General features: G+C 68.0%; 18 protein-coding genes. 6 read left to right on the top strand and 12 right to left on the bottom strand.

From position 1 onward, the window contains the following. Nucleotides 1-59: 59 nt before the first annotated feature. Nucleotides 60-1,643 carry an alkaline phosphatase family protein gene (locus tag NKJ07_RS22730; RefSeq protein ID WP_318571113.1) on the top strand — a complete coding sequence of 528 codons (1,584 nt, stop codon included), beginning with the start codon at nt 60-62 and terminating at the stop codon, nt 1,641-1,643. Nucleotides 1,644-1,710: 67 nt separating this feature from the next. Here the strand turns inward: NKJ07_RS22730 and NKJ07_RS22735 are convergent, their stop codons facing one another. After that, on the bottom strand, nt 1,711-2,292 hold the full coding sequence (locus NKJ07_RS22735; RefSeq protein ID WP_318571114.1) for a metal-dependent hydrolase: 582 nt from the start codon (nt 2,290-2,292) through the stop codon (nt 1,711-1,713). Nucleotides 2,293-2,296: 4 nt separating this feature from the next. Next, complete coding sequence (locus NKJ07_RS22740) at nt 2,297-3,313, bottom strand: DUF1616 domain-containing protein (protein WP_318571115.1); 1,017 nt, start codon at nt 3,311-3,313, stop codon at nt 2,297-2,299. A 510-nt stretch (nt 3,314-3,823) separates the two neighbouring features. On the opposite strand from NKJ07_RS22740, the gene NKJ07_RS22745 reads away from it, so the two are divergent. Then, the gene (locus NKJ07_RS22745; protein WP_318571116.1) at nt 3,824-4,099 is read left to right on the top strand and encodes a winged helix-turn-helix domain-containing protein; all 276 of its coding nucleotides are present in this window, start codon (nt 3,824-3,826) and stop codon (nt 4,097-4,099) included. Between the two features lie 695 nt (nt 4,100-4,794). Here NKJ07_RS22745 and NKJ07_RS22750 read toward each other — a convergent pair. Continuing rightward, nucleotides 4,795-5,409, bottom strand: coding sequence for an acyltransferase (locus tag NKJ07_RS22750; RefSeq protein ID WP_318571165.1), 615 nt, complete (start codon nt 5,407-5,409; stop codon nt 4,795-4,797). A 153-nt stretch (nt 5,410-5,562) separates the two neighbouring features. Here NKJ07_RS22750 and NKJ07_RS22755 point away from each other — a divergent pair, with 153 nt between their 5' ends. From NKJ07_RS22755 to NKJ07_RS22765, 3 genes are all read left to right on the top strand, one after another. Continuing rightward, complete coding sequence (locus NKJ07_RS22755) at nt 5,563-6,660, top strand: glycosyltransferase family 4 protein (protein ID WP_318571117.1); 1,098 nt, start codon at nt 5,563-5,565, stop codon at nt 6,658-6,660. A 131-nt stretch (nt 6,661-6,791) separates the two neighbouring features. Further along, complete coding sequence (locus NKJ07_RS22760) at nt 6,792-8,609, top strand: hypothetical protein (RefSeq protein ID WP_318571118.1); 1,818 nt, start codon at nt 6,792-6,794, stop codon at nt 8,607-8,609. Between the two features lie 8 nt (nt 8,610-8,617). Next, a complete protein-coding gene (locus NKJ07_RS22765; protein WP_318571119.1) occupies nt 8,618-10,036 on the top strand; it encodes a sulfatase in 1,419 nt (472 codons plus the stop codon). 179 nt (nt 10,037-10,215) lie between these two features. On the opposite strand, the gene NKJ07_RS22770 is transcribed toward NKJ07_RS22765, so the two are convergent. From NKJ07_RS22770 to NKJ07_RS22780, 3 genes are all read right to left on the bottom strand, one after another. Continuing rightward, the gene (locus NKJ07_RS22770; RefSeq protein WP_318571120.1) at nt 10,216-10,623 is read right to left on the bottom strand and encodes a DUF5518 domain-containing protein; all 408 of its coding nucleotides are present in this window, start codon (nt 10,621-10,623) and stop codon (nt 10,216-10,218) included. Between the two features lie 161 nt (nt 10,624-10,784). Further along, nucleotides 10,785-11,723, bottom strand: a complete 939-nt coding sequence (locus NKJ07_RS22775; protein ID WP_318571121.1) for a hypothetical protein — start codon at nt 11,721-11,723, stop codon at nt 10,785-10,787. Nucleotides 11,724-11,856: 133 nt separating this feature from the next. Next, a complete protein-coding gene (locus NKJ07_RS22780) occupies nt 11,857-13,728 on the bottom strand; it encodes an asparagine synthase-related protein (protein ID WP_318571122.1) in 1,872 nt (623 codons plus the stop codon). Between the two features lie 231 nt (nt 13,729-13,959). Here NKJ07_RS22780 and NKJ07_RS22785 point away from each other — a divergent pair, with 231 nt between their 5' ends. Further along, complete coding sequence (locus NKJ07_RS22785; RefSeq protein WP_318571123.1) at nt 13,960-15,495, top strand: flippase; 1,536 nt, start codon at nt 13,960-13,962, stop codon at nt 15,493-15,495. A gap of 96 nt (nt 15,496-15,591) precedes the next feature. Here NKJ07_RS22785 and NKJ07_RS22790 read toward each other — a convergent pair whose 3' ends face one another. The 6 genes from NKJ07_RS22790 to NKJ07_RS22815 all read right to left on the bottom strand — a co-directional run bounded on the left by NKJ07_RS22790 (nt 15,592) and on the right by NKJ07_RS22815 (nt 24,084). Beyond that, entirely contained in the window at nt 15,592-15,810 is a 219-nt protein-coding gene (locus NKJ07_RS22790; protein ID WP_318571124.1) for a hypothetical protein, read from the bottom strand. 53 nt (nt 15,811-15,863) lie between these two features. Then, nucleotides 15,864-17,792 carry a glycosyl hydrolase family 28-related protein gene (locus tag NKJ07_RS22795; RefSeq protein ID WP_318571125.1) on the bottom strand — a complete coding sequence of 643 codons (1,929 nt, stop codon included), beginning with the start codon at nt 17,790-17,792 and terminating at the stop codon, nt 15,864-15,866. Between the two features lie 602 nt (nt 17,793-18,394). Beyond that, complete coding sequence (locus NKJ07_RS22800) at nt 18,395-18,613, bottom strand: hypothetical protein (protein WP_318571126.1); 219 nt, start codon at nt 18,611-18,613, stop codon at nt 18,395-18,397. Nucleotides 18,614-18,668: 55 nt separating this feature from the next. Continuing rightward, nucleotides 18,669-21,053: a glycosyl hydrolase family 28-related protein gene (locus NKJ07_RS22805; protein ID WP_318571127.1), complete on the bottom strand. Its 2,385-nt coding sequence runs from the start codon at nt 21,051-21,053 to the stop codon at nt 18,669-18,671. A gap of 573 nt (nt 21,054-21,626) precedes the next feature. Further along, nucleotides 21,627-23,117, bottom strand: a complete 1,491-nt coding sequence (locus NKJ07_RS22810) for a right-handed parallel beta-helix repeat-containing protein (protein WP_318571128.1) — start codon at nt 23,115-23,117, stop codon at nt 21,627-21,629. Between the two features lie 328 nt (nt 23,118-23,445). Continuing rightward, nucleotides 23,446-24,084, bottom strand: coding sequence for a LysE family translocator (locus NKJ07_RS22815; protein WP_318571129.1), 639 nt, complete (start codon nt 24,082-24,084; stop codon nt 23,446-23,448). Nucleotides 24,085-24,341: the final 257 nt, after the last annotated feature.

Genomic DNA, 24,341 nt, shown 5'->3' on the forward strand with positions numbered 1-24,341 from the left:
TCGGGTCTCGCGGGCAAGGGGTCGCATAACAAAGACGTTGCTTCGGGAACGAAAAGCCAATGTCCGACGGTCTCAACACACTCCTCGTCGGCATCGATGCGGCTTGCTTTCCCGTGCTGGTGCCACAGTTTCGTAACGACGAACTCCCGACGCTCCAACGCCTCTTCGGAACCAGCGGCGAGCTCGAGTCGCAGATCCCGCCGTGGACTGCGAGCGCGTGGCCGTCGGTGTACACGGGGATGAACCCCGGGAAACACGGGGTGTTCGACTTCCTCTCGTTCGACGGCTACGACTGGGACGTCGTCTCGTCGACCCACGTCCGCCGGCGGTTCCTCTGGGAACTGCTGGATCTCCACGGCTACCGGAGCGTCGTGGTCAACGCCCCGGTCACCGCCCCGCCGCGCCCGTTCGACGGCGCGCTCGTGCCGGGCTACATGGCTCCCGAGTCGCCCGCGTGCCACCCTGCCGGGCTCCTCGACGAGCTCGAAGCGGCCATCGGGGAGTACCGGGTGTACGGCGACGCCGACTCGGCGACCGACTGCGTCCGGTCGCGGGGGGAGGCGTTCCGCTACCTGGCCGACCGGTTCGACCCGGCGTTCGGCTTCCTCCAGTTCCAGTGGACGGACACGATCTGTCACGAGCGCCCGGGCGACACCGACGCGCTCGGCGCGGTCTACCGGGCGGTCGACGAGCAGATCGAGGCGACGCTCGACGCCTGCGAGCCGCGGAACGTCGTCGTCGTCAGCGACCACGGGATCGGCCCCTACTCCGGCTTCGAGTTCCGCGTCAACGAGTACCTCGCCGACCACGGCTACGTCACCGTCCGGCGGGGCGGCGACGGGATGCCGACCTGGGCCGGCATGCGCGACACGCGGCTCAGACAGGGGGCGGAGACGACGCGGCCGTCGGCGCGGCTCCTGGACCGCGTTGCCGCCAGCGCCGCGACGGTCGGGCTGACCAGCCAGCGGCTCGGTTCCCTGTTCGAGGCGATGGGGATCCGGTCGTTCGTGCTCGACCACGTCCCCACCTCGACGGTCAGCGCCGCCACCGAACAGGTCGACTTCGCGCGGTCGCGGGCGTACATGCGGTCGCGAATCGAGTGCGGCGTTCGCCTCAACGTCGAGGGGCGCGAACCCGACGGCGTCGTCCCGCAGTCGGCGTACGACGACGAGCGCCGCGCGCTCATCGGACTGCTCCGCGACGCGACCTGTCCGGACGGCTCGCCGGTGTTCGAGGCGGTCGTCCCGCGCGAGGAGGTGCTCTACGGCCCCGAGGCCCACCGCGCCGTCGACATCGTGACCGTCCCGACCGGCTTCGACCAGTTCCTCTCCGCCAGGCTCGGCGACGGCGTCTTCGGCCAGCCGAGCGAGCCGTGGAACCACAAGCGGATGGGGGTGATCGCCGCCCGCGGCGCGGACATCGACGAGTCCGCGTCGCTGGCGGACGCCTCGCTGTTCGACGTGGCACCGACCGTGCTGGCGACGTTCGGGGTCCCGGCGGACGCGGCCATGGACGGCCGGACCCTCCCGATCGTCGACGCCGCGGGCGAGCGGGAGTATCCGGACCACGAGACGGACGCGACGACCGAGTCCGCGCCCGAGACGGTGGCCCAGCGGCTGTCGGATCTCGGCTACATCGAGTGACGCGCCGGCGCGCGTCCCGACCGGACGGCACCGGCGGTCGCCGGTGGTAACTCCGTCCGAACGCGGCTCACGACCGTGTCAGGACCGCGTCGAAGGCGGCCGAGACGAGGTCCGTCCCGGGAGTCCCGTCGCGGAGCCAGACGCCGACCGCCGTCGCGAACAGGAGGACGTCGAGCGCGAGATACCGCAGCCCGGCCGGGGTGGCGACGATCCGGAGGAACCCCTCGAACAGCTCGCCTGTGCGAGTGAACAGCCCGACCGGGGGCCGGTCGACCGAGGGGACGAGCGGCCAGAAGAGGAAGCCGACGGAGACGGACCCACCGAGGAGGAAGCCGTAGACGGCGTCCGCCGGCAGGTGGAGCAGGTAGCCGACCGCGAACGCGACGCCGGCGTCGCCCGCGCCGTGCCGTCGGGCGAACGCGAGGACGAGCCAACAGACGGGGAGCGCAAACAGGAGCGAGTGGGCGAGCGACGTCCCCGACGGGAGGACGCCGAGGCTCCACGCGAGCGGCTTGTCGACGAGGTCGGGGAACTGCGATCCGAGCGCCACCGCCACCGCCGCCCGGCTACTCGGCGCGCCACCCCGGCGCACCCGAACCCCCGCGGCGTACGCGAGATAGCCGATCGCGAGATGGTCCCACGGCCACATCGCGTCAGGTCGTCGGCGCGTCGGTCGTCTCCGTCCCGCCGACGTCGATCCACAGATAGAGGCTCCGGTAGGCGTTTTCGCCGTTCGGGTCCGCGGGAACGTCGCCGGCGTAGAGGTAGTACGCGAGCCGGAGGTCCTCACCGCGGATGGTGGGCAGGACCCGGTGTGGGACGCGCTGGGTCGCACCCGGACCGACGGTCGCCTCGAAGCGCGTGAGCTCCGGCGCGTACGAGACCCGGGCGGACTCCTCTTCGATCGCGACCCGCTGGAGCTCCACCACGACGGTGTACGTGACGGTCTCGGCCTCGTGGTTCGCGAGGCCGACGACCAGCTCGATCTCCTCGTCGGGGGCGACCTGCGTCGGGTAGTCGCTGGCGACGTAGCTCCCGTCGTCCTGCTGGGTCAGGAGCGAAAAGCCCGTGTACGACGCGGACTCGGCCGGCACGCCGATCGCCACCGTCGCGACCACGACGGTGAGGGCGACGGCGACCACGAGCGTGACGCTGGAGATGGCCGTCCGATCGAACGGGCCCACCCACGACCGGAGCCCGCTCGCCCACTGTCTGATCGGCGGCTCGTAGCGAACGGGCGCTGGGACACGCATCCGGCGGACCGTCCCGGCGGTCATCCCGAACACCGTCCCCACCCCGTAGACGAGCACCACTCGCTGCGGATCGAGGCTGTTCCACGCCGCCCAGAGCGCCAGCGCGATCACCGGGAGCATGGCGACGCTCATGCCGAACGAGAGGGCGAACCGTACGGTGTCAGTGAGGGAGCCGTCGGTCCCCACGAACCCCTCGGACGAGGGGTGACGACCGGGGAACAACACCGTCAACAGCGCGTATCCGGGGAGGAACAACAACAGCGGGAGTCCCACCACGACGCGGACGAGGGTCGTCTCGACGAACAGCACGACGGCGACCGCGACGATCGCCAGCGCGCTGACGAGGAAACTGTCGACGGGCGTCTCTTCGACGACGTCGAGCAGCCACCACGGCTGCTCGCTCGCTGTGTACTTCATTGGTCACTCCGGCACCTGGGCCGCCCACACGGCCGGACGCGGTCTCACCACACGGACGCTCCGGGGCGTCGGTCGTGCGACACGGACACTTTGAGGAGTCATTCACGCTTTTTTATGCTGGGCGAGACATTGTTATTCAGTGTCTACCCGTGACAGTCGCCAGTCGGGCGTTTACACGGGCCACGCGTGCCGATCGCGACGACTCTCTCGCCGCCACCCCGCACGGTTGCGACCGGCTGAAGGCGGTCGTCCCCACGTCCGCTCTCGGGGTTCACCAGCTCAGCCCGCCCGTGGGGGAGGGGGGCCGACAGCCTCGGTCCGACACGGACGCGGCGAACGATCCCGAGAACGGCACGGTCTCACCTTCGAACGTGGTAAGTATTAGCAAGAGAAACGAACAGGATAACGCCTGAATGGTATCCTCCATATTACAATGCTGGCAGTCAAGGAAGGTGAAGTAGCGCCGAGGAGCGCGTGCCGCACGCAAATTTCGGCAAGGAACCACCACAAATGTCGACGGACTGGGATCTAATCGGGTACGTCATCAGTTCCACCCACCGGGTTGCGGTCCTGCGACGCCTCGCCACCGGTCCCGCGACGCCGTCGCAGATCGCCGCCGACACCTCGATTTCGATCTCGCACGTCTCGCGCGCGCTGGGTGAACTCCGCGAGAAGTCGCTCGTTGACCTGCTGGTCTCCGAGGAGCGCAAGAAGGGCCGCGTCTACAGCATCACGACGGACGGTGAGGAGGTGTGGAACACCATCGAGGCGGAGAACCTCACCTGACTGGCGACTGACCCCGGTCGCCTCGGCGTTTTTTCCCCGCGACGACGCGTCGTCCCCCGCGGGGGCTCGTTCAGATCGGTCGACCTCACGCCACCCGACCCGGTCGGCCGCCGTAACCACGCAATAACAATCCCTGCTCCGACGGTAGCAGTAACCGGCCTGATGGATGAGCTCCACCGTGATCAGGCCACCCGGCGTGCCACCGGCTCCAGACCTGGCACGCCCGTGCCCGGGGCTGATACACCGAGTTCTCAGGGGTACTCGCAGCCCCACGGCACTCCGCGGCTCACACGCTCCGCGAGCCGTCAGCTTCTACGCTACGCCCCGACGCCGTCGTGACCGACCAGCGGGACGCGTCGCTGGGACGAGAAGAATCCAGGAGGAACAGCCGAGGCGGTCCGGCCGTGGGCAGGGACGGACCGCCACGGACGGTACGAGGGGAATGACTCGTGACCCGGTGTGTGCGCGAACCAGGTCGACTACAGCTACAGTGACTATTCACTTTGTTATACACTGACATTCGACACGGCACTGCTAAACACGCACTGGATACCGCGGTGCGCACCCGAAAAACCTGGGCGACGCCCATTCACGGCTGCGCGATCGGGCGGTCGTTCATCAGCCCCGCTGTCAGGCAGTGCCGGCTGTCGCCGACTCCGGGGATGGAGACGACCGGTAACCAGTGACAGACCTGCTCAGCCGATGCGGTTCGGGCCGTCGATCTCGGGCGGGAGTTCCCGGACGGTGGCCGGGACGCCCAGGGCCAGTCGATCGGGCGGGACGTCCTCGGTGACGACCGAACCGGCGGCGACGAAGCTCCCGCGGCCGACGGTGACGCCCGGGAGGACCGTCGCGTTCGCGCCGATCGAGACGTGGTCCTCGATCGTCGGTCCCTGCAGGCCCGCGTCGGTTCGGATGGGAAACGGGTCGTTCGTGAGGACGACCCCGGGGCCGAGGAAGACGTCGCTCCCGACGGTCGTCCCCGTCGGGACGTAGACGTTGGTCTGCATACTCACCCGCGACCCGACCGTCGTCTCCCCGTCGATGACGGTGTTCGTGCCGACGAGCACGTCGTCGCCCAGCGTCGTCTCCTCGCGGACGAGCGCGAAATGCCCGGTCGACAGGTCGTCGCCGGCGGTCACCGCGCCGTACACGACGCTCCCCGCGCGGACGACCGCCCGGTCGCCGAGTACCGTCGGCCGGCCGAGTCGGTCCGCAGCGTAGCCGAGTGTCGCGCCCGGATCGATCCGTGCGTCGTCGCCTACCGTCGCGTCGCCGTTTCGCGTCGCGTCGTCGTGCTCTCTCACCATGAGTGACGAGGGGGCGTGCCCCGCGCCGATGACAGAGGTGTCGAGCCGAATCATTGTTATTCATGCCTTACGCCGGCTCTCACCGCGGTCGGAGGGATCGACGTCCGGGTAGGGACCTGCTGAATAAGTCGGTCCGCCCGGAACGAGGGACGTATGCGTTCGATAGACCTCCTCATCGTCGGGCCGGCGGGTCACCGCACCGGCGGCATCGCCCGGTACATCGCCGATCAACGACGCGCGCTCCCCGAGGTGGTCGACGCGCGGCTCTACGACGTGTCGACGCCGGACGGGGCCGGCTGGTGGTGGTTCCTCCGCTCGGCCCTGCGCTCGGTCGCCCGGATGGCGGCCTTCGCCGCCCGACGCCCGCCGGACGTCGTCCACGTCCACTCCTCGCACCAGTACTCCTTTTTCATCTCGTCGTTCTACGTCCTCTTCGCCGCGTACGTCTGGCAGCGACCGGTCGTGATCCACGTCCACGGCTCGTCGTTCGACACCTTCCTGGCGACGGAGTCGCCGCTCGTCTCGGCCCTCCAGCGGCGGGTGTTCGACGCCGCCGCCGGGGTCGTCGTCCTCTCGGAGTACTGGCGGACGATGCTCCGGCGCGTCGTTCCGGCCGAGAAGCTCGACGTCCTCCCCAACGCGGTCGACGTGTCGGGGTACTCGCCGACGTTCGACGCCGAGCCGCCCCACGTGGTCTTCGTCTCCAACCTCATCGAGCGCAAGGGCGTCGAGGAGCTGTTGACCGCGCTCGAACGGCTCGACCGGGACGGGTTCGACTTCCGGGCGACGATCGCCGGCGACGGGCCGCTCCGTGACCGCGTCGTGGCCGTCGCCGAACGGACACCTTCGGTGGAGTACCGCGGCTACGTCACCGAGTCCGAAAAGCGGGCACTGCTCGAACGCGGCTCGATCTGCGTCCTGCCGTCGTACGCCGAGGGGCTCCCGATCGCGTTGCTCGAAGGCATGGCCGGCGGTAACGCCGTCGTCGCCACCGCCGTCGGGAGCGTCCCCGAGACGATCGGCGACGAGAACGGCCTCCTCGTCGAGCCGCGGGACGCGGCGGCGCTGGCCGACGCGCTCGAACGGCTCGTCGACGACCCACAGACCGCCGCGGCGATGGGCCGGGCGAACGCCGAACTCGTCCGGTCGCAGTACTCGTGGCACGCCAACGCGGCGCGGTTGACCCGGCTGTACGCGGGACTGCTCGACCGGTCCGACGCCGGGCGGCAGGTCGAACTCGCGTCGCAGTGAGTCGGGGGCGACGCTGACCGGGAGCCGCCACCGTCGCCACGCTGCGGACTGGACGCCGACGGCGTAGGACCGACCTAGTCGGACGGTACCAGAGCTATAACAAAACACGGAGTCACTCAACGGAGGGGTAGATGTCTTACACACACGTCCGCCGGGGCGGGTGGGTGACGAACACCGCGTTGACACTCGGGTTCCTGGCGCTCACCGCCGCGCTCGTGTCGGCACGAACGACCCCCGCCGTTGGCTACGAGGTGTCGGTTTATCAGGCGACCCCGAGCGCGGTCTGGGCCGCGCTCGGGGTCGCGTTCGTCGTTTCGCTGGTCGTCTCGCTCTTCGAACGCAGTCGACTGCGCTGGCTCGGACTCGCCCTTGGGGGGACCGCAGCGCTCACCGTGTTCGCCCTCCCGCTCATCCGGGGCTACTACTACTACGGGGCCAACGACGCGATGACGCATCTGGGCTGGGTGCGCGACCTCGTGACCGGCCAGTCGGAGCCGATGTCAGTGTTCTACCCCGGCTTGCACAGCCTCTCGGTCTTCATCAGCTACGTGACCGGCTACACGATCGAACGCGCGATCTTGCTGTCGCTCGTCTGCTTCGTGGCCGTCTCGTTCGTCTTCGTCCCCCTCTGTGTCCGTGCGATCGTCTCCGACAACGACATGGTCGTGGTGGCGTCGTTCGCGATGTTCATGCTGCTCCCCGTGAACAACGTCAGCACTCACGTCCACGCCCACCCCTTCACGCAGGCGGTGTTGTTCTCGACGCTGTCGCTGTTTTTAATCCTCCTGTATCTGCGAACCCCCGACGCCCGGTCGTCGATCGGCCCGGTCTCACACACCGGGGTGCTCCTGGCGCTCGCGAGCGTCGGGGTCGTTCTCTACCATCCGATGCACGCGCTGAACGTCCTCGTGCTGCTCGTCGGGGTCGTCTTCGTCCAGGCCGTCTACTCGCGGGGCTGGGCCACCGGTACGGTGGCCGAGACGGTCGCCGGCCACCGGACGATGTACGCACAGACGTTGTTCTTGGGCTGGGCGTTCGTCGTGTGGGCGGTACGGCGACCCGCGTTCCAGAACACGGGCGAGGCCGTCGCCCGCCAGCTGGGTGGCTACTTCGGAGCGGCGCCGCCGGTGGCTGGCGGGCGGATCGCCTCACAGGGGAGCTCCCTCCAGGCGATCGGTGGCAGCCTCCCAGAGCTCTTCGCGAAGCTGTTCCTCGTGAGCGCCGTCTTCGCGGCGCTCACGGCCGTGATCACCGTCGCGGCGTTCTCCGGCCGTCTCGAACGGCGACAGTCGGACCTCTCCGGTGTCGTCCAGTACTTTGCGGTCGGCACGCTGGGGCTCTTCCCGTTCATCGCCGCGTACTTCGCCGGCAACGTCGCCGAGATGCATTTCCGGCTGCTCGGCTTCCTGATGCTCGTCGGGACGATCCTGGGCGCGATCGGGCTGGTGTTCGGGATCCGCAGACTGTTCGCGCCCCGCGGACTCGCCTCGCCCCGCGCACGCGGCGTGTTGACGCTGATGTTGGCGGTGATGCTCGTCGTCTCGCTGGTGGCGGTGCTCCCGTCGCCGTTCATCTACAAGGCGACGCCACACATCACGGAGTCGCACATGACCGGCTACGAGACCGCCTTCGAGACGTCCGATCCCGACCTGCCGATGGCCGGCGTGCGGAGCGCGCCGTGGCGCTACAGCGACGGGGTCGAAGGCGTGGCGGCCAGCACGCGGTACGAAACCGTGGTCCCCGACGGCGGCCTGACGGACCTCCGTGACTCGCTCAACGGGACCGGCTATCTCACGATAACCGACTTCGACAGGGGGCGGGAGCTCCAGGCGTACCGCGGCTTGCGCTACACGGACGAGGGCTTCGACTCCCTCGACGCCCAGGTCGGCGTGAACAAGGTCGAGTCGAACGGCGACTTCGTGATGTACCACGTCGTCGGGGAGGCGTGACCCGCCCCATGACGCGCTCTCAGCGGCCGAACGTGATCTGGCTCACGATCGAGAGCACCCGGACGGACCACACCACGTTCGGCGGTGCCGACACCGACACGACGCCGAACCTCGCCCGCATCGCGGACGCCGACCGCGGCCGGGCCGTCCCCGGCTGTGTCGCCCACGGCGTGTGGACGCTCCCCTCCTCGGCGTCGATCCTCACGGGGACGTACCCCACACACCACGGCGCGGGCATCACCGGGGAGGCGATCCCGGACAAACTCCCGACGGTGGCCGAGCGCCTCCGGGAGGTGGGCTACCACACGCGCTGTCTCTCGCCTAACTCCCACCTGAGCAGCGCGACGGGGCTCGACCGCGGTTTCGACGAGTTCGCGTGGGTCGCCACGTCGACGCTCCGGGAGACGATGGGGCTCCGGACGCTCTTTCGGTACCTGCGGAACCTCCGTGCGCACGGCGGCGGGCTGTCGCTGGAGCCCCGGCGTCACGGCACCGACTTCATGATGACCGACCGGCTCACGCGCTGGCTCCGCTCGGCGGGGGCCAGCCGGGAGCCGTACTTCGTCTACCTCCACTACGGGGGGCCACACCGACCGTATCTCCCCCCGGCGCCGTACTACGATCGGCTCGCCACCGACGAGACGCTGCCGCGGTCGGCGGCGTACGACTTGGCGGCCGACCACCACGACAACCTGTTCGAACACATCGCCGACGGCTGTCCGTTCTCGTCGACCGAGTGGGCGACGCTGTCGGCGCTGTACGACGCCGAGATCGCCCACGTCGACGACCTGATCGGCGAACTGTTCGACACCGTCCGGTCGCTCGACGGCCGCGACACGGTGCTCGTCGTCACCTCGGACCACGGCGAACTGTTCGGTGAGGGCGGGCTGCTCGCCCACCAGATCGTCGTCCACGACGCGGTCGTCGACGTCCCGCTCGTCGTCCACGGCTTCGACGAACTCGCCGACTACGACGGCGACGCCGTCCAGCACGCGGACGTGATGCGGACGCTCCTCGAAGCCGCCGGCGCACCGACCGAGGGGATGCAGGGGCTCGACCTCCGGACGGAGAGCCGCGACCGGGCTATCGTCCAGCGGGGCGGCGAGCGCGCGCGTCAGAACCTCGAACAGATCGCCCAGTTCGATCCCGCCTTCGACACGACCCGCTACCACGACGGGACGCTGCACGCGGTGCGGACGCCCACGTTCAAATATCTCCGTAGCGACGACCGGACCGAACTGTTCCGTCTCCCCGACGAGACGCGCGACGTCAGCGACGCCTATCCCGACGTCATCTCGCACCTCGACGGCGGTCTCTCCGAGTGGCTGGAGACGACCGGGAGGCCGCTGACCGACGAGCGGGTCGACGGCGAGTTCTCCGGCGCGATGCGCCAGCAGCTCCGCGACCTCGGCTACCTCGTCGAGTGAGCACGTCGACCGTCGTCGCGACCGGCCGGGCGACTCCGGTCACTTCCACTTCGGTTCACCTCCGAGCGAGGCGTGGCCCGTCTTCGGACACTGTTCGTCGCGGTAGCAAAAGTCGCTCGTCGTTCGTGTTCGTCGTTCGTGTCGTCCCGAACGGGGACGGTCGGCCGTCGCGTCCGCGATCAGGCCGCGGGCTTGCCCACCTCGACGTCGTCGGGTTCATGACGTCTGTTCACGTAGCTGCCGATCGCGCCGCCGACGGCCCCGGGGACCGCCTGCAGCAGGAGGACGATCATGCCTGCCACGAAGACGCTGACGCCCGCGACCGGGCTCGCGAACACTGCCAGGAGCGAGAGGATCATCAGCACGACGACGCCCCCGATGACGGTCGCGAGCCCGCCGTGGATCATGCCGCTTTCGGTCACGCTCGTCGCCATGTAGCCGGCGACGAAGCCGCCGGCGAGCCCGGCCAGCCCGTAGCCGATGACCGGGAGTGTGACGCCCACGAAGGGGATCGTTACGCCGCTGAGTAGGCCGATCACGACCGTCGTGACGAAGCCAGCGCCGACCGCTCGCCAGTTTACTTCCATTGTGATCGCACTGATATACGTCACCTGACGGGATGAACAGATGTTGACGGATACGAGCCACTCCGTGTCCAGATACTCTCAGAGGGACTGTCGCGACCGGTTACTGATGTCTCGCCACCCCGCTCCGACGAGATCGCGGCGACGACTCCAAACAGTCTCTCTCAGGCGTAGCCGAGGTGTCGGAGCCGGTCGCTCACGACGTCGTCGGTGACGGCGTCTTCGGTCTCCTCGCTCGCTTCGGCCACGATCGTCCGCCGCGGCCCGGCCGTGTGTTCGAGCCACGGCACCCGCGTCAGTTCGGGCGTGTAGACGCCGGGGGGGTGTCCCCACTCCCGGATCGGGATCGGGCGGGCGCGCTCGCCGATCATGTTGCCGTGATCCGACGTGACGACGGTCTTGCCCGACAGCTCCGCGAGGAGGCGCTCGACGTGGGGCAGGGCCCGGTCGAGGTTGTCCCGGTACGCCCGCCACACCTCGTCGGTCGGCACTCGGATCCGCCCAGTCATCAGTTCCGTCCAGATGTCGGTCGTGAACTGTTCGGGGTCGGGGACGCTCATCTCCTCGGTCATCAGCTCCGAGCCAATAAAGGGGTAGTGCGGCTGCATGAAGTGGACGACGAGCCGCTTTCGTGGGTACTCCCGGGCCGCCTCGAGCGCGTACTCGACCATCGTCTCGGGGAGGACGGTCCCAGACTCGTCGTCCCACCCCGCCTCCTCCCAGACGTTGACGACCGCGTGAAACGTCGGCCGGTACTTGCTGTCGTAGCCGCGCTGGAGGATCGGGCTGGCGGTGACGTACACCGTATCGAGCAGTTCGCGCTCGTGGAAGTTCCCGAGCAGGAACTCGGAGGTGTGCGCCGCCCGCGACACCCGCGTGGAGAGTTCGCCGGGGAGGTCGTGGCGCTCGGCGAACAGGTCGTAGCGGCAGGCGTCGAGCACGACGAGCGTGTCCCAGTCCTCCGCGACGACGTCGACGCCGGCGGTGTTGTACCGCCGCGTGTACAGCCGGCGGTGGTACGCTCGGTTCACCTCTCGCGCCAGGAGGGTCGGGTTCGAGAGTCCGCGACGGAGCCCACGTCGGAGCTGCGACAGCGAGTACATCGGCTGGCTCTATCCGTCCCGACGGTATTGTTATGGACGAACTAGGTCGCGGCGACCCCGACAGGCGACGACCGCCCGACGGCATCCGCCCGACCTCGGGAGGGGTCGCGGAGTGTCGCCCCGCCCGTCCCGGTCAGTCGAGGGTGGCCTGGAGCCAGTGTTCGAGCGTCGTCAGCGGGGCGATGATCTTCATGTTGTTCGCGTCGCCGGCGAGATGCGCCGCCTGGGCGTCGCGGACGACGCCGTCGTCGAACAGCGCCCGGTCACAGGCCGCATCGAGCAGTCCGTCGACGGTCTCGCGAAGCGACTCGTTCGTCCGGTACCACTCGTCGACGAGCCCCCGACCGCCGTACGTCGTCCGGTCGCGGAGCCGGGCCAGCCCCGTCGTTCCGACGAATCCCGCGACGTGGATCGGGAAGGGGTACGACGGCGGCACGCCGGTTCGTTCGTAGGGGATCCGGGCCAGGTTCGCGTCCAGCCCGCGGATCAGCCGGAGTTTGGGGTAGGTCACGCCGTGTGGGATGCGGTTACGCGTCAGTGGCAGCGCCCCCATCCGGTAGCGCGTCGGGAGGCTGGCGGCGGCCTCGATGAGCGGGCCGTCGGCGTAGACGACGCGGGTCCCCACCCGGCTCCGCGGGAGCTGGTTGCTCGCGTGCGCACACCGGAGGTAGTAGTTCTGGAAGTGTGCGTCGAGCACCCGTCCCCGGAGCGACTGCTCGTCGCACCAGCGCACCTCCTCGCGGAAACTGTCGAGCGGGTCGACCGACGGCGTGAGCAGGTCGCGGACGGTCGACTCGTCGAGCGTCGCCTCGCTCCGGTACATCGACTCGACGGCCGACGAGTAGTCGGTCAGGTGGTGGCGCTCGACGTGGTGGCCGAACAGCGTCCCCTCGAGCCCCTCCATGACGACGCCCGTCGGATCGTCGATGTTGAAGACGGCCGAGAGGTTCTTCAGCGTGTTCCACTGCACCATCCCGTCGGTCCGCTCGATGACCGTCTCCAGGTGCGGGGCGAACCGCTCGGCGGACAGTTCGACTTCGGTATAGGGGACGTCGAGCGAATCCGCAACCCGGCGGGCGAGGTCGGGGTTCGGCCCCGGCGGGTTGGCGTCGTACGTGTACGCGACCAGGTCGGCCGCGCCCGTCGCCCCTGCCGCGTCCCGGGCGGTGTGTTGCACGCCGGCGGCGACCCCCGACCCGTCGGTCGCGTGCGTTCCGGCGTCGTCCCGTCGGTCGAGCGATCGGCGCAACGCGCAGGCCGTCACTCGGCTGTCGATCCCGCCCGAGAGCCACAGCCCCGCGCTCCCCGAGAGCGTCCCCGCGACCCGGTCGATCGAGCGTTCGGTCCGCTTGAGCAGCTCGTACAGGTACGGATCACCCGGGTCGGCCTCCTCGTACGACGGCTTCCAGTACCGCGTCGTCGTGTAGTCGCCGTCGACACACTCGAGGTACGTCGCGGGGCGGAGCGACCGGATCCCCTCGACGAGCGTCTTGTCTCCCCACATGTACCCCATGAGAAGCAGGTCGCTCGCCGCCTGCAGGTTCAGTTCCGCAGACGACCGCCGGGGCACCAGCGCCTTCAGTTCGGAGGCGAAGAGGAACTCCCCGTCGGTCGTGTAGTAACAGGGGCGCGTCCCGATCTTGTCCTGGGCGAGGACGAACCGTTCGTCGTGCCAGTCGACCGCACAGAGGACGAACGGCCCTTCGATCCGCGGCAACACCGTGTCGGGGCGGTCCAAGACCGCCTCGAACAGTTCGTCGGTCCCGAGCGACAGCGCCTCGCGGTTCGTGATCGCGCCGTCGACGACGCCGGCCCGACCGTCGCCGTCCCAGATCGTCACGCCCCCGGGGTCGACGGAGCCGTGGTGTAACACGCCGAGGCCGGCGTCGCCCCGCCCGAAGCGGGCCTCCTCGTACGACTCCTCGTGGCGCATCGAGTCGAGCATGTTCGCAAGCGAGGCGGCGTCGACGCTCCCACCGGCAAGTCCCGTCATCAGTGCGTACATACCCCGCAGGCGTCCGCTTTAGTATGCACCACCTACAGGCGAACGCCGGCGAACGCTGCTCCGGCGTCGACCGAGCGGGCCCGTGACGACGCGTCGCGGGGCGTCCCGGGTCCGGGCCGCCGCGCCGCCGAGCGCCCGGGCGTAGGAGACGTATAACGAATACCGAGCCACGGCCAGAGGGCGTAACGGCGACCCCGGCGTCGCGCCGGGGTCGAGCCCGATCCACGACCGATGGCAAACGACGACGAACTGCGTGATCTCCTCTCGAGCGCCAGTCTCGTCTTCGTCGGAGGACTGCTGGCGGCGGTCTCGACGCTCGTCGAACAGATCGTCATCGCGCGCGTGCTCACGCCCGACGCCTACGGGGAGGTCAGCATCTCGATCGCGGTGATGACGCTCGGCATCACGATGGCGCTCGTCGGCTTCAATCAGGGCATCCCCCGGTTCATCTCGCGGTTCGAGTCGCCGGTGGACAGACGCGGTGCGTGGGCGACCGGCCTGTTGATCCCCGGATCGCTCAGTCTGGTCCTCGCCGTGGTGCTGGTCCTGACGATCGAGAGCGTGACCGGGCTGTTGTTCGAGCGGTTCAACTCGGAGCTCCTGCTGTTGCTGTTCGTCCTGAGCATCCCGTTCGAGGTGGGTCAGCGGGTCGGCGTCGGCGCGATCCGCGGCCACGAGAACACCATCTACAAGACGTACACCGCGGATCTCCTCTACCCGGGCCTCCGGATCGGTCTCCTGGCTGTGCTCCTCGCCGCCGGCTACGGCGTCGTCGCCGCCGGGATCGCCTATCTCGGCGCGTCCATCGTCACGTTCGTCGCGGCGCACGTGCTCCTCAACCGCCTCCTCCCGCTCGTCGGACAGGTCGAACTCCACGCCCGGGAGATGGTCGTCTTCTCCGCCCCGCTCGTCATCTCGACGGTCCTCGGACTCCTGCTCACCAAGACCGACACGCTGATGCTCGGCTACTTCAGGCCCTCGGCCGAGGTGGGCATCTACACCGCGGCGTACACCGTCGCCAACGGGATGAACTTCGTCCTCATCGCGTTCGGTTTCCTCTACCTCCCGATCGTCTCCCGGCTCGACGCCGGCGACCGCCGCGACGAGGTCGACGAGATCTACACGACGCTCACCAAGTGGGTGTTCATCGTCACCTTCCCCGCGTTCCTCGTGTTCGCCTTCTTCCCCGAGGATGTCCTGTCGCTGTTCTTCGGCCAGGGGTACGCCGCGGGCGGCCTCGCGCTCACCATCCTGGCGTTCGGCTTTCTCACCAACTCGCTGGCCGGCCGCAACAAGGAGACGCTCTCGGCGTTCGGGTCGACGAAGTCCGTCCTCGCCGGCAACGCCGTCGCCTTCGGGCTCAACATCGTCCTCAACCTCGCGTTGATCCCGACGTACGGACAGCTCGGTGCGGCGGTCGCCTCCGCGGCGTCCATCATCGCGCTCAACGCGACGGTGCTCGTGATCCTGCACGTCGGCTTCGGTATCTCGCCCTTCTCGGCCTCGGTGGTTCGCACGTGCGTCGTGCTCCCGGTCACGCTCGTCCCGGTGATGGTGGCCGCTACCGGCTGGTTCTCGCTCGGTCTCGTCACCTTCCCGCTCCTGCTCGTCGTCCTCGGCGTGCTCGTGGTCGCGATCAGCGGGGTCGCGGGCGGCTTCCAGCCGGAGGACGAGGTGCTGATCGAGTTCGTCGAGGAGCGGTTCGGCATCACGGTGCCGTTCGTGCGACGGTTCATCCCTCCGGAAGGGAGTCAGTCCGCAGGATGACCCCCGCTAGGAGTCGGCTTGCACGTGATCGGTCCGAGGGGAGTCGGGCCGCAGACAGGCACCCAGGTCGGGTCCGGTCTGCCCGTCCATGCCGGCTCAGATCATCTCGATCGGGTCCGTCACGAGGCTCGGTTCGACGACCATGAACGTCGCGTCCCGGAGCATGTCCTTCTCGTCGGGCATGACGATGCAACACTCCCGCGACCCACAGGTCGACTGGATCACCTCGAGTTCGAGCAGCTCGTAGCTGAGGTCGTCCTCGAGGTCGGGGTGGAGCGGCATGTCCCGCCACTCCGTGGGCTCTGCGGTCGACACGGTCACCGCCCCTCCGGTCGAGGAGCGCCGAGCACGTCGGCTGGCACCATCGGTCAGCGGGCTCCCGCGTCGACCTGGTTTCCGTCGACCGCGACGGCGGCGTTCCCTTCGAGGAACGTGACGTTCGACACCTCACCGGAGAACCGGTACGAGTCGACGTCACCCTCGTTGGTGACCCAGCCCGTGACGGTCGAGCCGGTGACTTCGTCCCACGACTCGACGTCGCTCGCGCCGGGATCGGCCTTCAGATCGCCGCTGACGGCGATCTCGTAGTTGGTCTGCGTCCCCGTCCCCCGGACTGTGAGGGTTCGAGGAAGTGATTGTTCCTCTGGCTGCTTGGGTTCTTCAGTCTCTTCGGGCTCCTCGGGCTCCTGTGCTTCCTGAGGTTCTTCGGGCTCTTTGGTCCCGCCGTCGGGCATCGGCTCACCGCTGTTTCCCGTCGGGACCGGGCAGGTGCCGCCGGTCGAGATCCCGTTCGTCTGGACGTTCGACTGCGGCGTCGCCACGTCGGTCCCGGTCACGTTGATCGTGCTGTCGGTGACGCTGCTCTGACCGGACCTGACGAACGCGACGCCGCCGCGGCCACTGCCCGTCTGCTGGATACAGCAGTTCGTGAGCTCCGACTGTTCGGCGTCGACGAGTTGAAGCGCGCTTCCGTTGTTCGCGCTCCCGGTCACGCTCACGTTGTTCATCCGCACCCACCGCGCACCCTTCGAGGCGGGGTGTTTCCCGAAGCCCGTCTGCCCTTCACGCAGGACGGCGGGGACGTTCGCGTTGACCTGGATCCGCGTGTTCTCGATCGTCACCGTCTTTCCCGGCCCGCGAACCATCACGCCGGGACCCGGCGAGGGATGGTCGTTGATCACGATCTCGCAGTTGCGGATCGTCGCGCCCGGGGGCTTGTTGATGTACGCCGTCTTCTGGTTGATCACGATCCCGCGGTGACGGAACGACCGGCGCTCGTACTGCGACTCGCGCGCGCCGGTGTACTTGCTCGCGTCGATCTCGATCCGCGCGCCGTCGACGTAGCTCCCCTCGCCGCCGAAGCGCATCGCCTGGCCGTTGTTGTTCCGGTAGAGCCCACCCTCGACCTGGATCTTCCCGCGAATGGCGGTCGCGTAGAGCCCCGATCCACCAAACTCCTCGAAGTGGCAGTCGATCACGCGGAGCGTCCCGCGCGTGCCTGCGCCGGACCACAGCGGCGCGCGCCCGCCGCCGTAGCGCGCCCAGTGCGAGCCTTTCTTCGCGACGACGTTCTTGAGCGTGCCGACGCCGTCGGGGTCGGTGACGCGGACGACGAAACAGTCGGTGCTGCCGCCGCCGTTCTTGTACGAGTTGGCGTCGCCGCGGCCGATGAACTCCACGTTCTCGACGTGGAACCGCTTGGTCACCAGCATCTTCAGGCCGGTCGTGGTGTCGTTGGCCCGGATGTCGAAGTCGATGTTCTTGAAGAGGAACCGATCGACCGTATTGTTCCCACCGCCGACGGTGAACAGGTAGTCGTCGCCTTGCGTCCCCGACGGCGGGACGAACGTGACGTTGTCGCCGAGGCCGATGAAGCCGACTGTCCCCTTGTTGAGAATCGCCTGGTTCTTGCGGGCGAAGCGGTACCGACCCTCGGGGAACTGGATGAGCGTCCGGTCCTTGATGGCGCGCTGGACGGCGCCGTCGACCGGTTCGTTACCCGTCGGGTCCGCGCCGTAGTCCTTGACGATGTTGACGACGCGGTCGAAATTGATCCCGTTGATTTTCGTCGCTGCCGCCGCACTCCCGGCGGTCGCGGCGGAGCCGAGTCCGAGCGCGGCGGCGGCCCCGGCTAACTTCAGGACCGACCGACGGTGGATCCGTCCGTCCTCCCGCCCGTTGTCGTCGGTAGTCACTGCCTTTCGGTCCGTCTGGTCGGTACGCCCGTCCTTCCCGCCCGTCGGCTGTGCGGTAGTATCGTCGTTATCCGAACCGTCCGGATTGTGGCTACTTGCCATCGGTCGGTAGAATTAGCCTACTTTTGAAACAGTTATTACAGCCTCACGGTCGGTTCCCTCCGGGTACAGCATGGATGGGGTTCCGATAGTTACCAGACGTCTCCCTCCTTACCATACGAACGTCAGAACACCCCGTAACTATTGCCGACAGTTCCCGGTGCGCGATATAACGCGGTACGGTAACGTTTCTCGGGGAGTAAGGGGCCGAAAATACGATCGACGGCCGGTTGGCCAGGATGCCCGCCCGGTCCGACCGGTCGTCGGCCACTCGGCCGTCAGACCGCGGACACGCGAGGGGATATGTGGTGGTTACCCACGACGCTCGACAGCCGGGCGGTGGTCGACGACCGAGAGGCGAGACACAACCGAGAGGCGAGATACAAGTGTGACCCCCGCGCGTACTCGCAACCTGACTCGTGGCTGTCGTCGTGTGACGCGAGCGCGGGACGCGCGGACGTAGCCGGCTCTTACTGACAGTGACGAACCCTCGGACCCGATCGTCCCGCACCACCAGCGGTCCTCCTGCGGTCGAGCCCGATCCAGTCACGTTCGGGGGCGTCGACGGCGCTGGCCAGATGCAGGGACCGTTCGTCCGCGCCGGCTCAGACCATCTCGATCAGGTCCGTCACGAGGCCCGGCTCGACGACCATAAACGTCGCGTCCCGGATCATGTCCTTCTCGTTGGGCATGACGATGCAGTGCTCTTTCGACCCGCACGTCGACGTGATCAGCTCGAGTTCCAGCAGCTCGTAGCCGAGGTCGTGCTCGAGGTGGGGGTGGAGCGGCGTGTCCCGCCACTCCGGGGGCTCGGCGGACGCCACGTCAGCACCTCCCCGCCGGCCGTCCGGCGTCGAGAGCGTCGACTGCGTGCATCGACTAGAGCGCTCCCACGTCGACCTGGCTCCCGTCGACCGCGACGATCGCCTCGCCCTCGACGAACGTGACGGCGGTGAGTTCGCCGGTGAACTGGTAGGTGTCGACGTCGCCCTCGTTGGTGACCCAGCCCGTGACGGTCTGGCCGACGATCTCGTCCCACGACTCGACGTCGTTCGCGTCCGGATCCGCCTCCAGCCCGTCGCTGACGGTGATCTCGTAGTTGGTCTGCGTCCCCGTCCCCTCGACCGTCAGGGTGTGTGACTCCGGAGTGCCGGTACCGCCGTAGGGTTCGCCGTCGACCGTGACGGTCGCCTCGCCCTCGATGAACGTGAGATCGGTCACCTCGCCGGTGAACTGGTAGGTGTCGACGTCGCCCTCGTCGGTGACCCAGCCGGTGACGGTCGAGCCGGAGATCTCGTCCCACGACTCGACGTCGTCCGCGTCGGCGTCGGCCCCGAGCTCGCCGCTGACGGTGATCTCGTAGTTGGTCTGCGTCCCCGTCCCCTCGACCGCGAGGGTGTGTGACTCAGGGGCGTCGTCACCGCCGTCGCCGTAGGGTTCGCCGTCGACCACGACGGTCGCCTCGCCCTCGACGAACGTGACGTCCGACACCTCACCGGAGAACCGGTACGAGTCGACGTCGCCCTCGTCGGTGACCCAGCCGGTGACGGTCGAGCCGGAGATCTCGTCCCACGACTCGACGTCGTCCGCGTCGGCGTCGACCGCCAACTCGTCGCTGACGGTGATCTCGTAGTTGGTCTGCGTCCCCGTCCCCTCGACCGTCAGGCTGCGTGGGAGGGGTTGCTCCTCCGGTGCGTCGGACTCGTCGCTCCCGCCGCCGGGGGCGGGATTGCCGGTCGGCACCGGGCAGGTGCCGTCGGTCGAGATCCCGCTCGTCTGGACGTTCGACTGCGGCGTCGCCACGTCGGTCCCGGTCACGTTGACCGTGCTGTCGGTGACGGTGCTCCCGCTGGACCTGACGAACCGGATGCCGTCGCGATCGGTTCCCGTCTGCTGGATACAGCAGTTCGTGAGCTCCGACTGTTCGGCGTCGACGAACTGGAGCGCGCTCCCGTTGTTCGCGTCGCCGGTCACGCTCACGTCGCTCATCCGCACCCACCGCGCACCGGTCGAGGCGGGGTGTTTCCCGAAGTCGTTCTCGCCCTCGCGCAGGACGGCGGGGACGTTCGCGTTGACCTGGATCCGCGTGTTCTCGATCGTCACCGTCTTCCCCGGCCCGCGAACCATCACGCCGGGGCCCGGCGACGGGTGATCATTGATCACGATCTCGCAGTTGCGGATCGCCGCCCCCGGCGGTTTGTTGATGTACGCCGTCTTCTGGTTGATCACGATCCCGCGGTGACGGAAGGCGCGGCGCTCGTACTCCGACTCGCGCGCGCCGGTGTACTTGCTCGCGTCGATCTCGATCCGCGCGCCGTCGACGTAGCTCCCCTCGCCGCCGAAGCGCATCGCCTGGCCGTTGTTGTTCCGGTAGAGACCGCCTTCGATCTGGATCTTCCCACGGATGGCCGTCGCGTAGAGCCCCGATCCGCCGAACTCCTCGAAGTGGCAGTCGATCACGCGGAGCGTCCCGCGCGTCCCTGCGCCGGACCACAGCGGCGCACGCCCACCGCCGTAGCGCGCCCAGTGAGACCCTTTCTTCGCGACGACGTTCTTGAGCGTGCCGACGCCGTCGGGGTCGGTGACGCGGACGACGAAACAGTCGGTACTGCCGTCGCCCCGCTTGTACGAGTTGGCGTCGCCGCGGCCGATGAACTCCACGTTCTCGATGTGGAACCCTCTCCGTACCAGGATCTTCAGGCCGGTCGTGGTGTCGTTGGCCTGGATGTCGAAGTCGATGTTCTTGAAGAGGAACCGACCGACCGTGTTGTTCCCACCGCCGATGGTGAACAGGTAGTCGTCCCCTCTCGTCCCCGACGGCGGGACGAACGTGACGTCGCCGCGGCCGATGAAGCCGACCGTCGCCTTGTTGAGAATCGCTCGGTTCCGCTGGCTGAACCGGTACCGACCCTCGGGGAACTCGATGAGGGTTCGGTCGCTGATGGCGCGCTGGACGGCGTCGTCGACCGGTTCGTTGCCGGTCGGGTCCGCGCCGTAGTCGTCGACGATGTTGACGACGCGGTCGAACGGGATGCCGTTGACTCTCGTCGCTGCCGCCGCACTCCCGGCGGCCGCGGCGGAACCGACGCCGAGTGCCGCGGTCGCACCCGCGGCTTTCAGGACCGATCGGCGGTGGATCCGTCCTGCCGCCAGGCCACCGTCGGCGGTAGCCGTGTCTTTCGGGTCGGTAGATTCGCCTTTCCCGTGATCCGCCGCAGTAGTAGTATCTTTATCCGGACAGTCTGGATCGTGGCTACTTGCCATCGACCGGTAGAATTAGCCTACTTTTGAAACAGTTATTACGCCCTCGCAGTCAGTTACTGCCGGATACAATCCATATACGGATAGATACGTACCACGTACGTCTCTCCTTGCGGTAAGAAGGTCAGAATTCCCAGTAAGTGTTGCCTATAGATCCCGGTGCGCGGACGGCCGACGGCGAAGCGTGTATGAGGTTCCTACCTCGTGCCCGTCCCGACCCGACACCGGCGTCGGGCCCACGACCGAGCGGCGGCTCCGGATCGACCGACGACGGCCTCTCGCGGCTGATAAGTAGTAACTACCTGTGGTGAGCGACCGTCGAACTGGCGGACTCGGAGTGGGACACGACACGCCGAGGATGCCGAGTTGTTCTGTTCTCCGGTTGTTCGCTGCTCGCCGCGCGCACGCACGGGTTCAACGTGAATCCACGAGTCAGAGCGGGTTCGGTCGAGGCACCTGGGCAGACCGAGTAAGAACGGGTTCGTCGAGGACACCCGGAACGACCGAGTGAGAACGGCGTTCTCGCTCACGCCTCCAGCGACGACTGACGATCGACCCGAGACGCGTGCGGGTCGATCAGCGGCTGTTCTGGACGCTCTGGAGACACGGGAGGACGGTCCCGTCGGCGAGTCGCACCCCAGCCGTATCCTCGGTCCGACTCGTCAACTTCGGAGCGTTCTGGATGTCGACGTAACACTCCCCGTCGCTCCCACCCGAGCCGGGATCGACGACGACGGGGTACCGTGAGGCGACCACCGACCCGCCGTCGAGGACGCAGTTGCCCGACGCGACGATGTGGATGCCGTCGCGTCCCTCTCCCGTCTGGACGATGTCGCAGCCACGGAGGATCGATCCCGGCGCGCCCTCGATGATCACCGCGGCGCGACCGGACGCCTTGCCGGTGATCCGGACGTTCTCGAGCCGGATCCACCGAGGGTCCTCCGACGGGGGGTGCTTCTCGAACGACACTCGTCCGAACCGGTGGATCGCGGGGGTCTCCGGGGTGTCGACTCGTATCTCCGTGTCCCGAATCGTCGACTCCCTGGCGGGCCCCATGACGGCGATCGCCGGTCCGGGGCTCGGTGCCTTCCGGATGTGGATCGAACAGTTCCTGATCTCGGCCCCGCCCGGTTTGGCGATGTACGCCGACTTCTGGTTGATGATGATGCCGCGGAGCCTGAACGCGTTCTGTTCTTGCGTGCGCGGGCCCGTATACTGGTCGAGATCGATCTCGATCGAGGCCCCGTCGACGTAGCTCCCGTCGCCGCCGATCCGGATGGACGCGACGTTGTTGTTCTTGAACGTCCCCCCGACGACCTGGACGTTCCCCTGCGTGGCCGTGGCGTAGATCCCGGCCCCCCCGAACTCCTCGAAGTGGCAGTCGACGACCCTGATCGTCCCGCGGTTCAGCTGGCCGATGTAGATCCCCGTTCGGCCGTTCCCGTAGTGACCCCACGCGGACCCCTTCCTGGCGACGTAGTTCCGAACGATCCCCACCCCAGAGGGGTCCTTGACCACGGGGACCAGCGCGTCCACCTCGTAGGGCGCGGAGTGGGTCCCGCGACCGACGTGCTCGACGTTCTCGATCCGAAAGCCGGTCTCCGTGATGGCCCTGATGCCGGCGTTGACGTCCGACTGCCGGATGTCGATGTCGAAGTTGTCGATCAGGAGCTCTCCCACGTCGATGTCGAGCAACCAGTGGTTGAACCCCTTGGGGGGAACGAGTCGGACCTGCCCCTCGCCGACGAAGCCCAGCCGCGAGTAGCCGTCGATGGCGATCCCATCGTCGAACTGGTACCGGCCGGCCGGAAACCGAAACAGGGTGTTCGAGGACATGGCGTCCTTGATCGTCCGATCACAGGGCGACTCGCCGGTGGGGTCACACCCCAGATCGTCGACCACGTCGACGACCCGATCGAACGACTCGGCCACCTCCGGGGTCGCCGTCTCCGGCGTCGACGTGGGCTGTGGCGTCTCCGGCTCCGACTCGTCCGGGGAGCGTCCCCCACACCCGGCCAGCCCGGCCGCTCCGCCGGCGAGAAGCGCGAGGTATCTCCGTCGGTTCATCATGTTCGGTGAGCGGGCTTCGGTCGCATCGGTGAACGTAGTAGCCTGACGCGTATTGTTATTGATCGACATTCGTCAGAAACGTGCACCTACCCGATCACGTGCCGCCCAGGAACGTCGAGCGCAGCGGCACTCACTCGGAGTAAGAGCGTCCTACTCCGGCTCACCCGCCGTCCGCGCTCCCGATGTCGTGGTGGGGACATCGAGACGAGCGCGCGCCGCCGACTGTACGAAGAACTGACCTATTACTCATAACTATACCACATAGCTATACTTTTTCGGATCCTCGGAGCCGCCGGCTGACGCGTGCGGCCCCCAGAGTTCGGGCTCAGGCAGCCGGACGCTCCTCGACCGCGAGCTTCAGCCCGAAGCCGAGCAACACGCTCCCGCTCGCGTACCGGACGACCCGACGGGCGACCGTGGAGTCGAGCAGGAGGTGGCGAACCCGGCTGGCGAACAGGGCGACGCCGCCGAGGTAGAGGAAACTCAGCCCCGCGTAGAGCACGCCGAGGACCGACATCTGGAGGGCCGCGTTCGCGGTCGCCGGCACGAACTGCGGGAAGAACGCGAGCACGAACACCGCGACCTTCGGATTGGAGACGTTGACGACGACCGCCTTCCGGTACGACCGGAACAGCGAGCGCTCCTCGTCGACGAGTTCGCTCTCGATCTCGAACTCCTCGTCGTTCCGAAGCACCTGGATCCCGAGATACACCAGGTACGCGGCTCCGACGTACTTCACGAGGACGTACGCGACGGCGCTGGTGCGCAAGAGCGCGGACAACCCGAGGACGGCGGCGGTCGTGTGGACCAACACGCCCGTCGCCGTTCCAAGCCCCGCGGTGATCCCGGCCGCACGCCCGCTGGTGAGGCTCTGGGTCACCGCGTAGATGGTGTCGGGCCCGGGAGCCATGATGATCATCACGACGGCGGGGGCGAACGCGACTAGCGTTCCGACTTCGATCATTCGATGCCGTGTTCGACGCTCCGCCACTAAGTTCGTCCGGTCGGGGCTGTCGCGTCGACGGCCCTTCGACAGTCGATCGTCGATCGCGTCGCCCCGTCGGTCGGCGACATATAAATTCAAATACCGCACAATTCTAACCCGACGACGGACGATCGTCGATCCTCCACTCGTCGTGGCAATCGGTTCTCACTCGACGCGCCGATGGACGGTTCGCCGACGGCTCGATCGACGTATCGAGACGACGACCTGAGCCGATC

Origin of the sequence: Salinigranum marinum (assembly GCF_024228675.1) — an archaeon.
Lineage (GTDB): Archaea > Halobacteriota > Halobacteria > Halobacteriales > Haloferacaceae > Salinigranum > Salinigranum marinum.

Bases quoted from the DNA above. Each gene is read 5' to 3' on its own strand.
- NKJ07_RS22810 (WP_318571128.1), bottom strand. From the start codon at position 23,117: ATGAACCGACGGAGATACCTCGCGCTTCTCGCCGGCGGAGCGGCCGGG.
- NKJ07_RS22745 (WP_318571116.1), top strand. From the start codon at position 3,824: ATGTCGACGGACTGGGATCTAATCGGGTACGTCATCAGTTCCACCCAC.
- NKJ07_RS22760 (WP_318571118.1), top strand. From the start codon at position 6,792: ATGTCTTACACACACGTCCGCCGGGGCGGGTGGGTGACGAACACCGCG.
- NKJ07_RS22740 (WP_318571115.1), bottom strand. From the start codon at position 3,313: ATGAAGTACACAGCGAGCGAGCAGCCGTGGTGGCTGCTCGACGTCGTC.
- NKJ07_RS22805 (WP_318571127.1), bottom strand. From the start codon at position 21,053: ATGGCAAGTAGCCACGATCCAGACTGTCCGGATAAAGATACTACTACT.
- NKJ07_RS22765 (WP_318571119.1), top strand. From the start codon at position 8,618: ATGACGCGCTCTCAGCGGCCGAACGTGATCTGGCTCACGATCGAGAGC.
- NKJ07_RS22755 (WP_318571117.1), top strand. From the start codon at position 5,563: ATGCGTTCGATAGACCTCCTCATCGTCGGGCCGGCGGGTCACCGCACC.
- NKJ07_RS22730 (WP_318571113.1), top strand. From the start codon at position 60: ATGTCCGACGGTCTCAACACACTCCTCGTCGGCATCGATGCGGCTTGC.
- NKJ07_RS22815 (WP_318571129.1), bottom strand. From the start codon at position 24,084: ATGATCGAAGTCGGAACGCTAGTCGCGTTCGCCCCCGCCGTCGTGATG.
- NKJ07_RS22735 (WP_318571114.1), bottom strand. From the start codon at position 2,292: ATGTGGCCGTGGGACCATCTCGCGATCGGCTATCTCGCGTACGCCGCG.
- NKJ07_RS22795 (WP_318571125.1), bottom strand. From the start codon at position 17,792: ATGGCAAGTAGCCACAATCCGGACGGTTCGGATAACGACGATACTACC.
- NKJ07_RS22770 (WP_318571120.1), bottom strand. From the start codon at position 10,623: ATGGAAGTAAACTGGCGAGCGGTCGGCGCTGGCTTCGTCACGACGGTC.
- NKJ07_RS22785 (WP_318571123.1), top strand. From the start codon at position 13,960: ATGGCAAACGACGACGAACTGCGTGATCTCCTCTCGAGCGCCAGTCTC.
- NKJ07_RS22775 (WP_318571121.1), bottom strand. From the start codon at position 11,723: ATGTACTCGCTGTCGCAGCTCCGACGTGGGCTCCGTCGCGGACTCTCG.
- NKJ07_RS22750 (WP_318571165.1), bottom strand. From the start codon at position 5,409: ATGGTGAGAGAGCACGACGACGCGACGCGAAACGGCGACGCGACGGTA.
- NKJ07_RS22780 (WP_318571122.1), bottom strand. From the start codon at position 13,728: ATGTACGCACTGATGACGGGACTTGCCGGTGGGAGCGTCGACGCCGCC.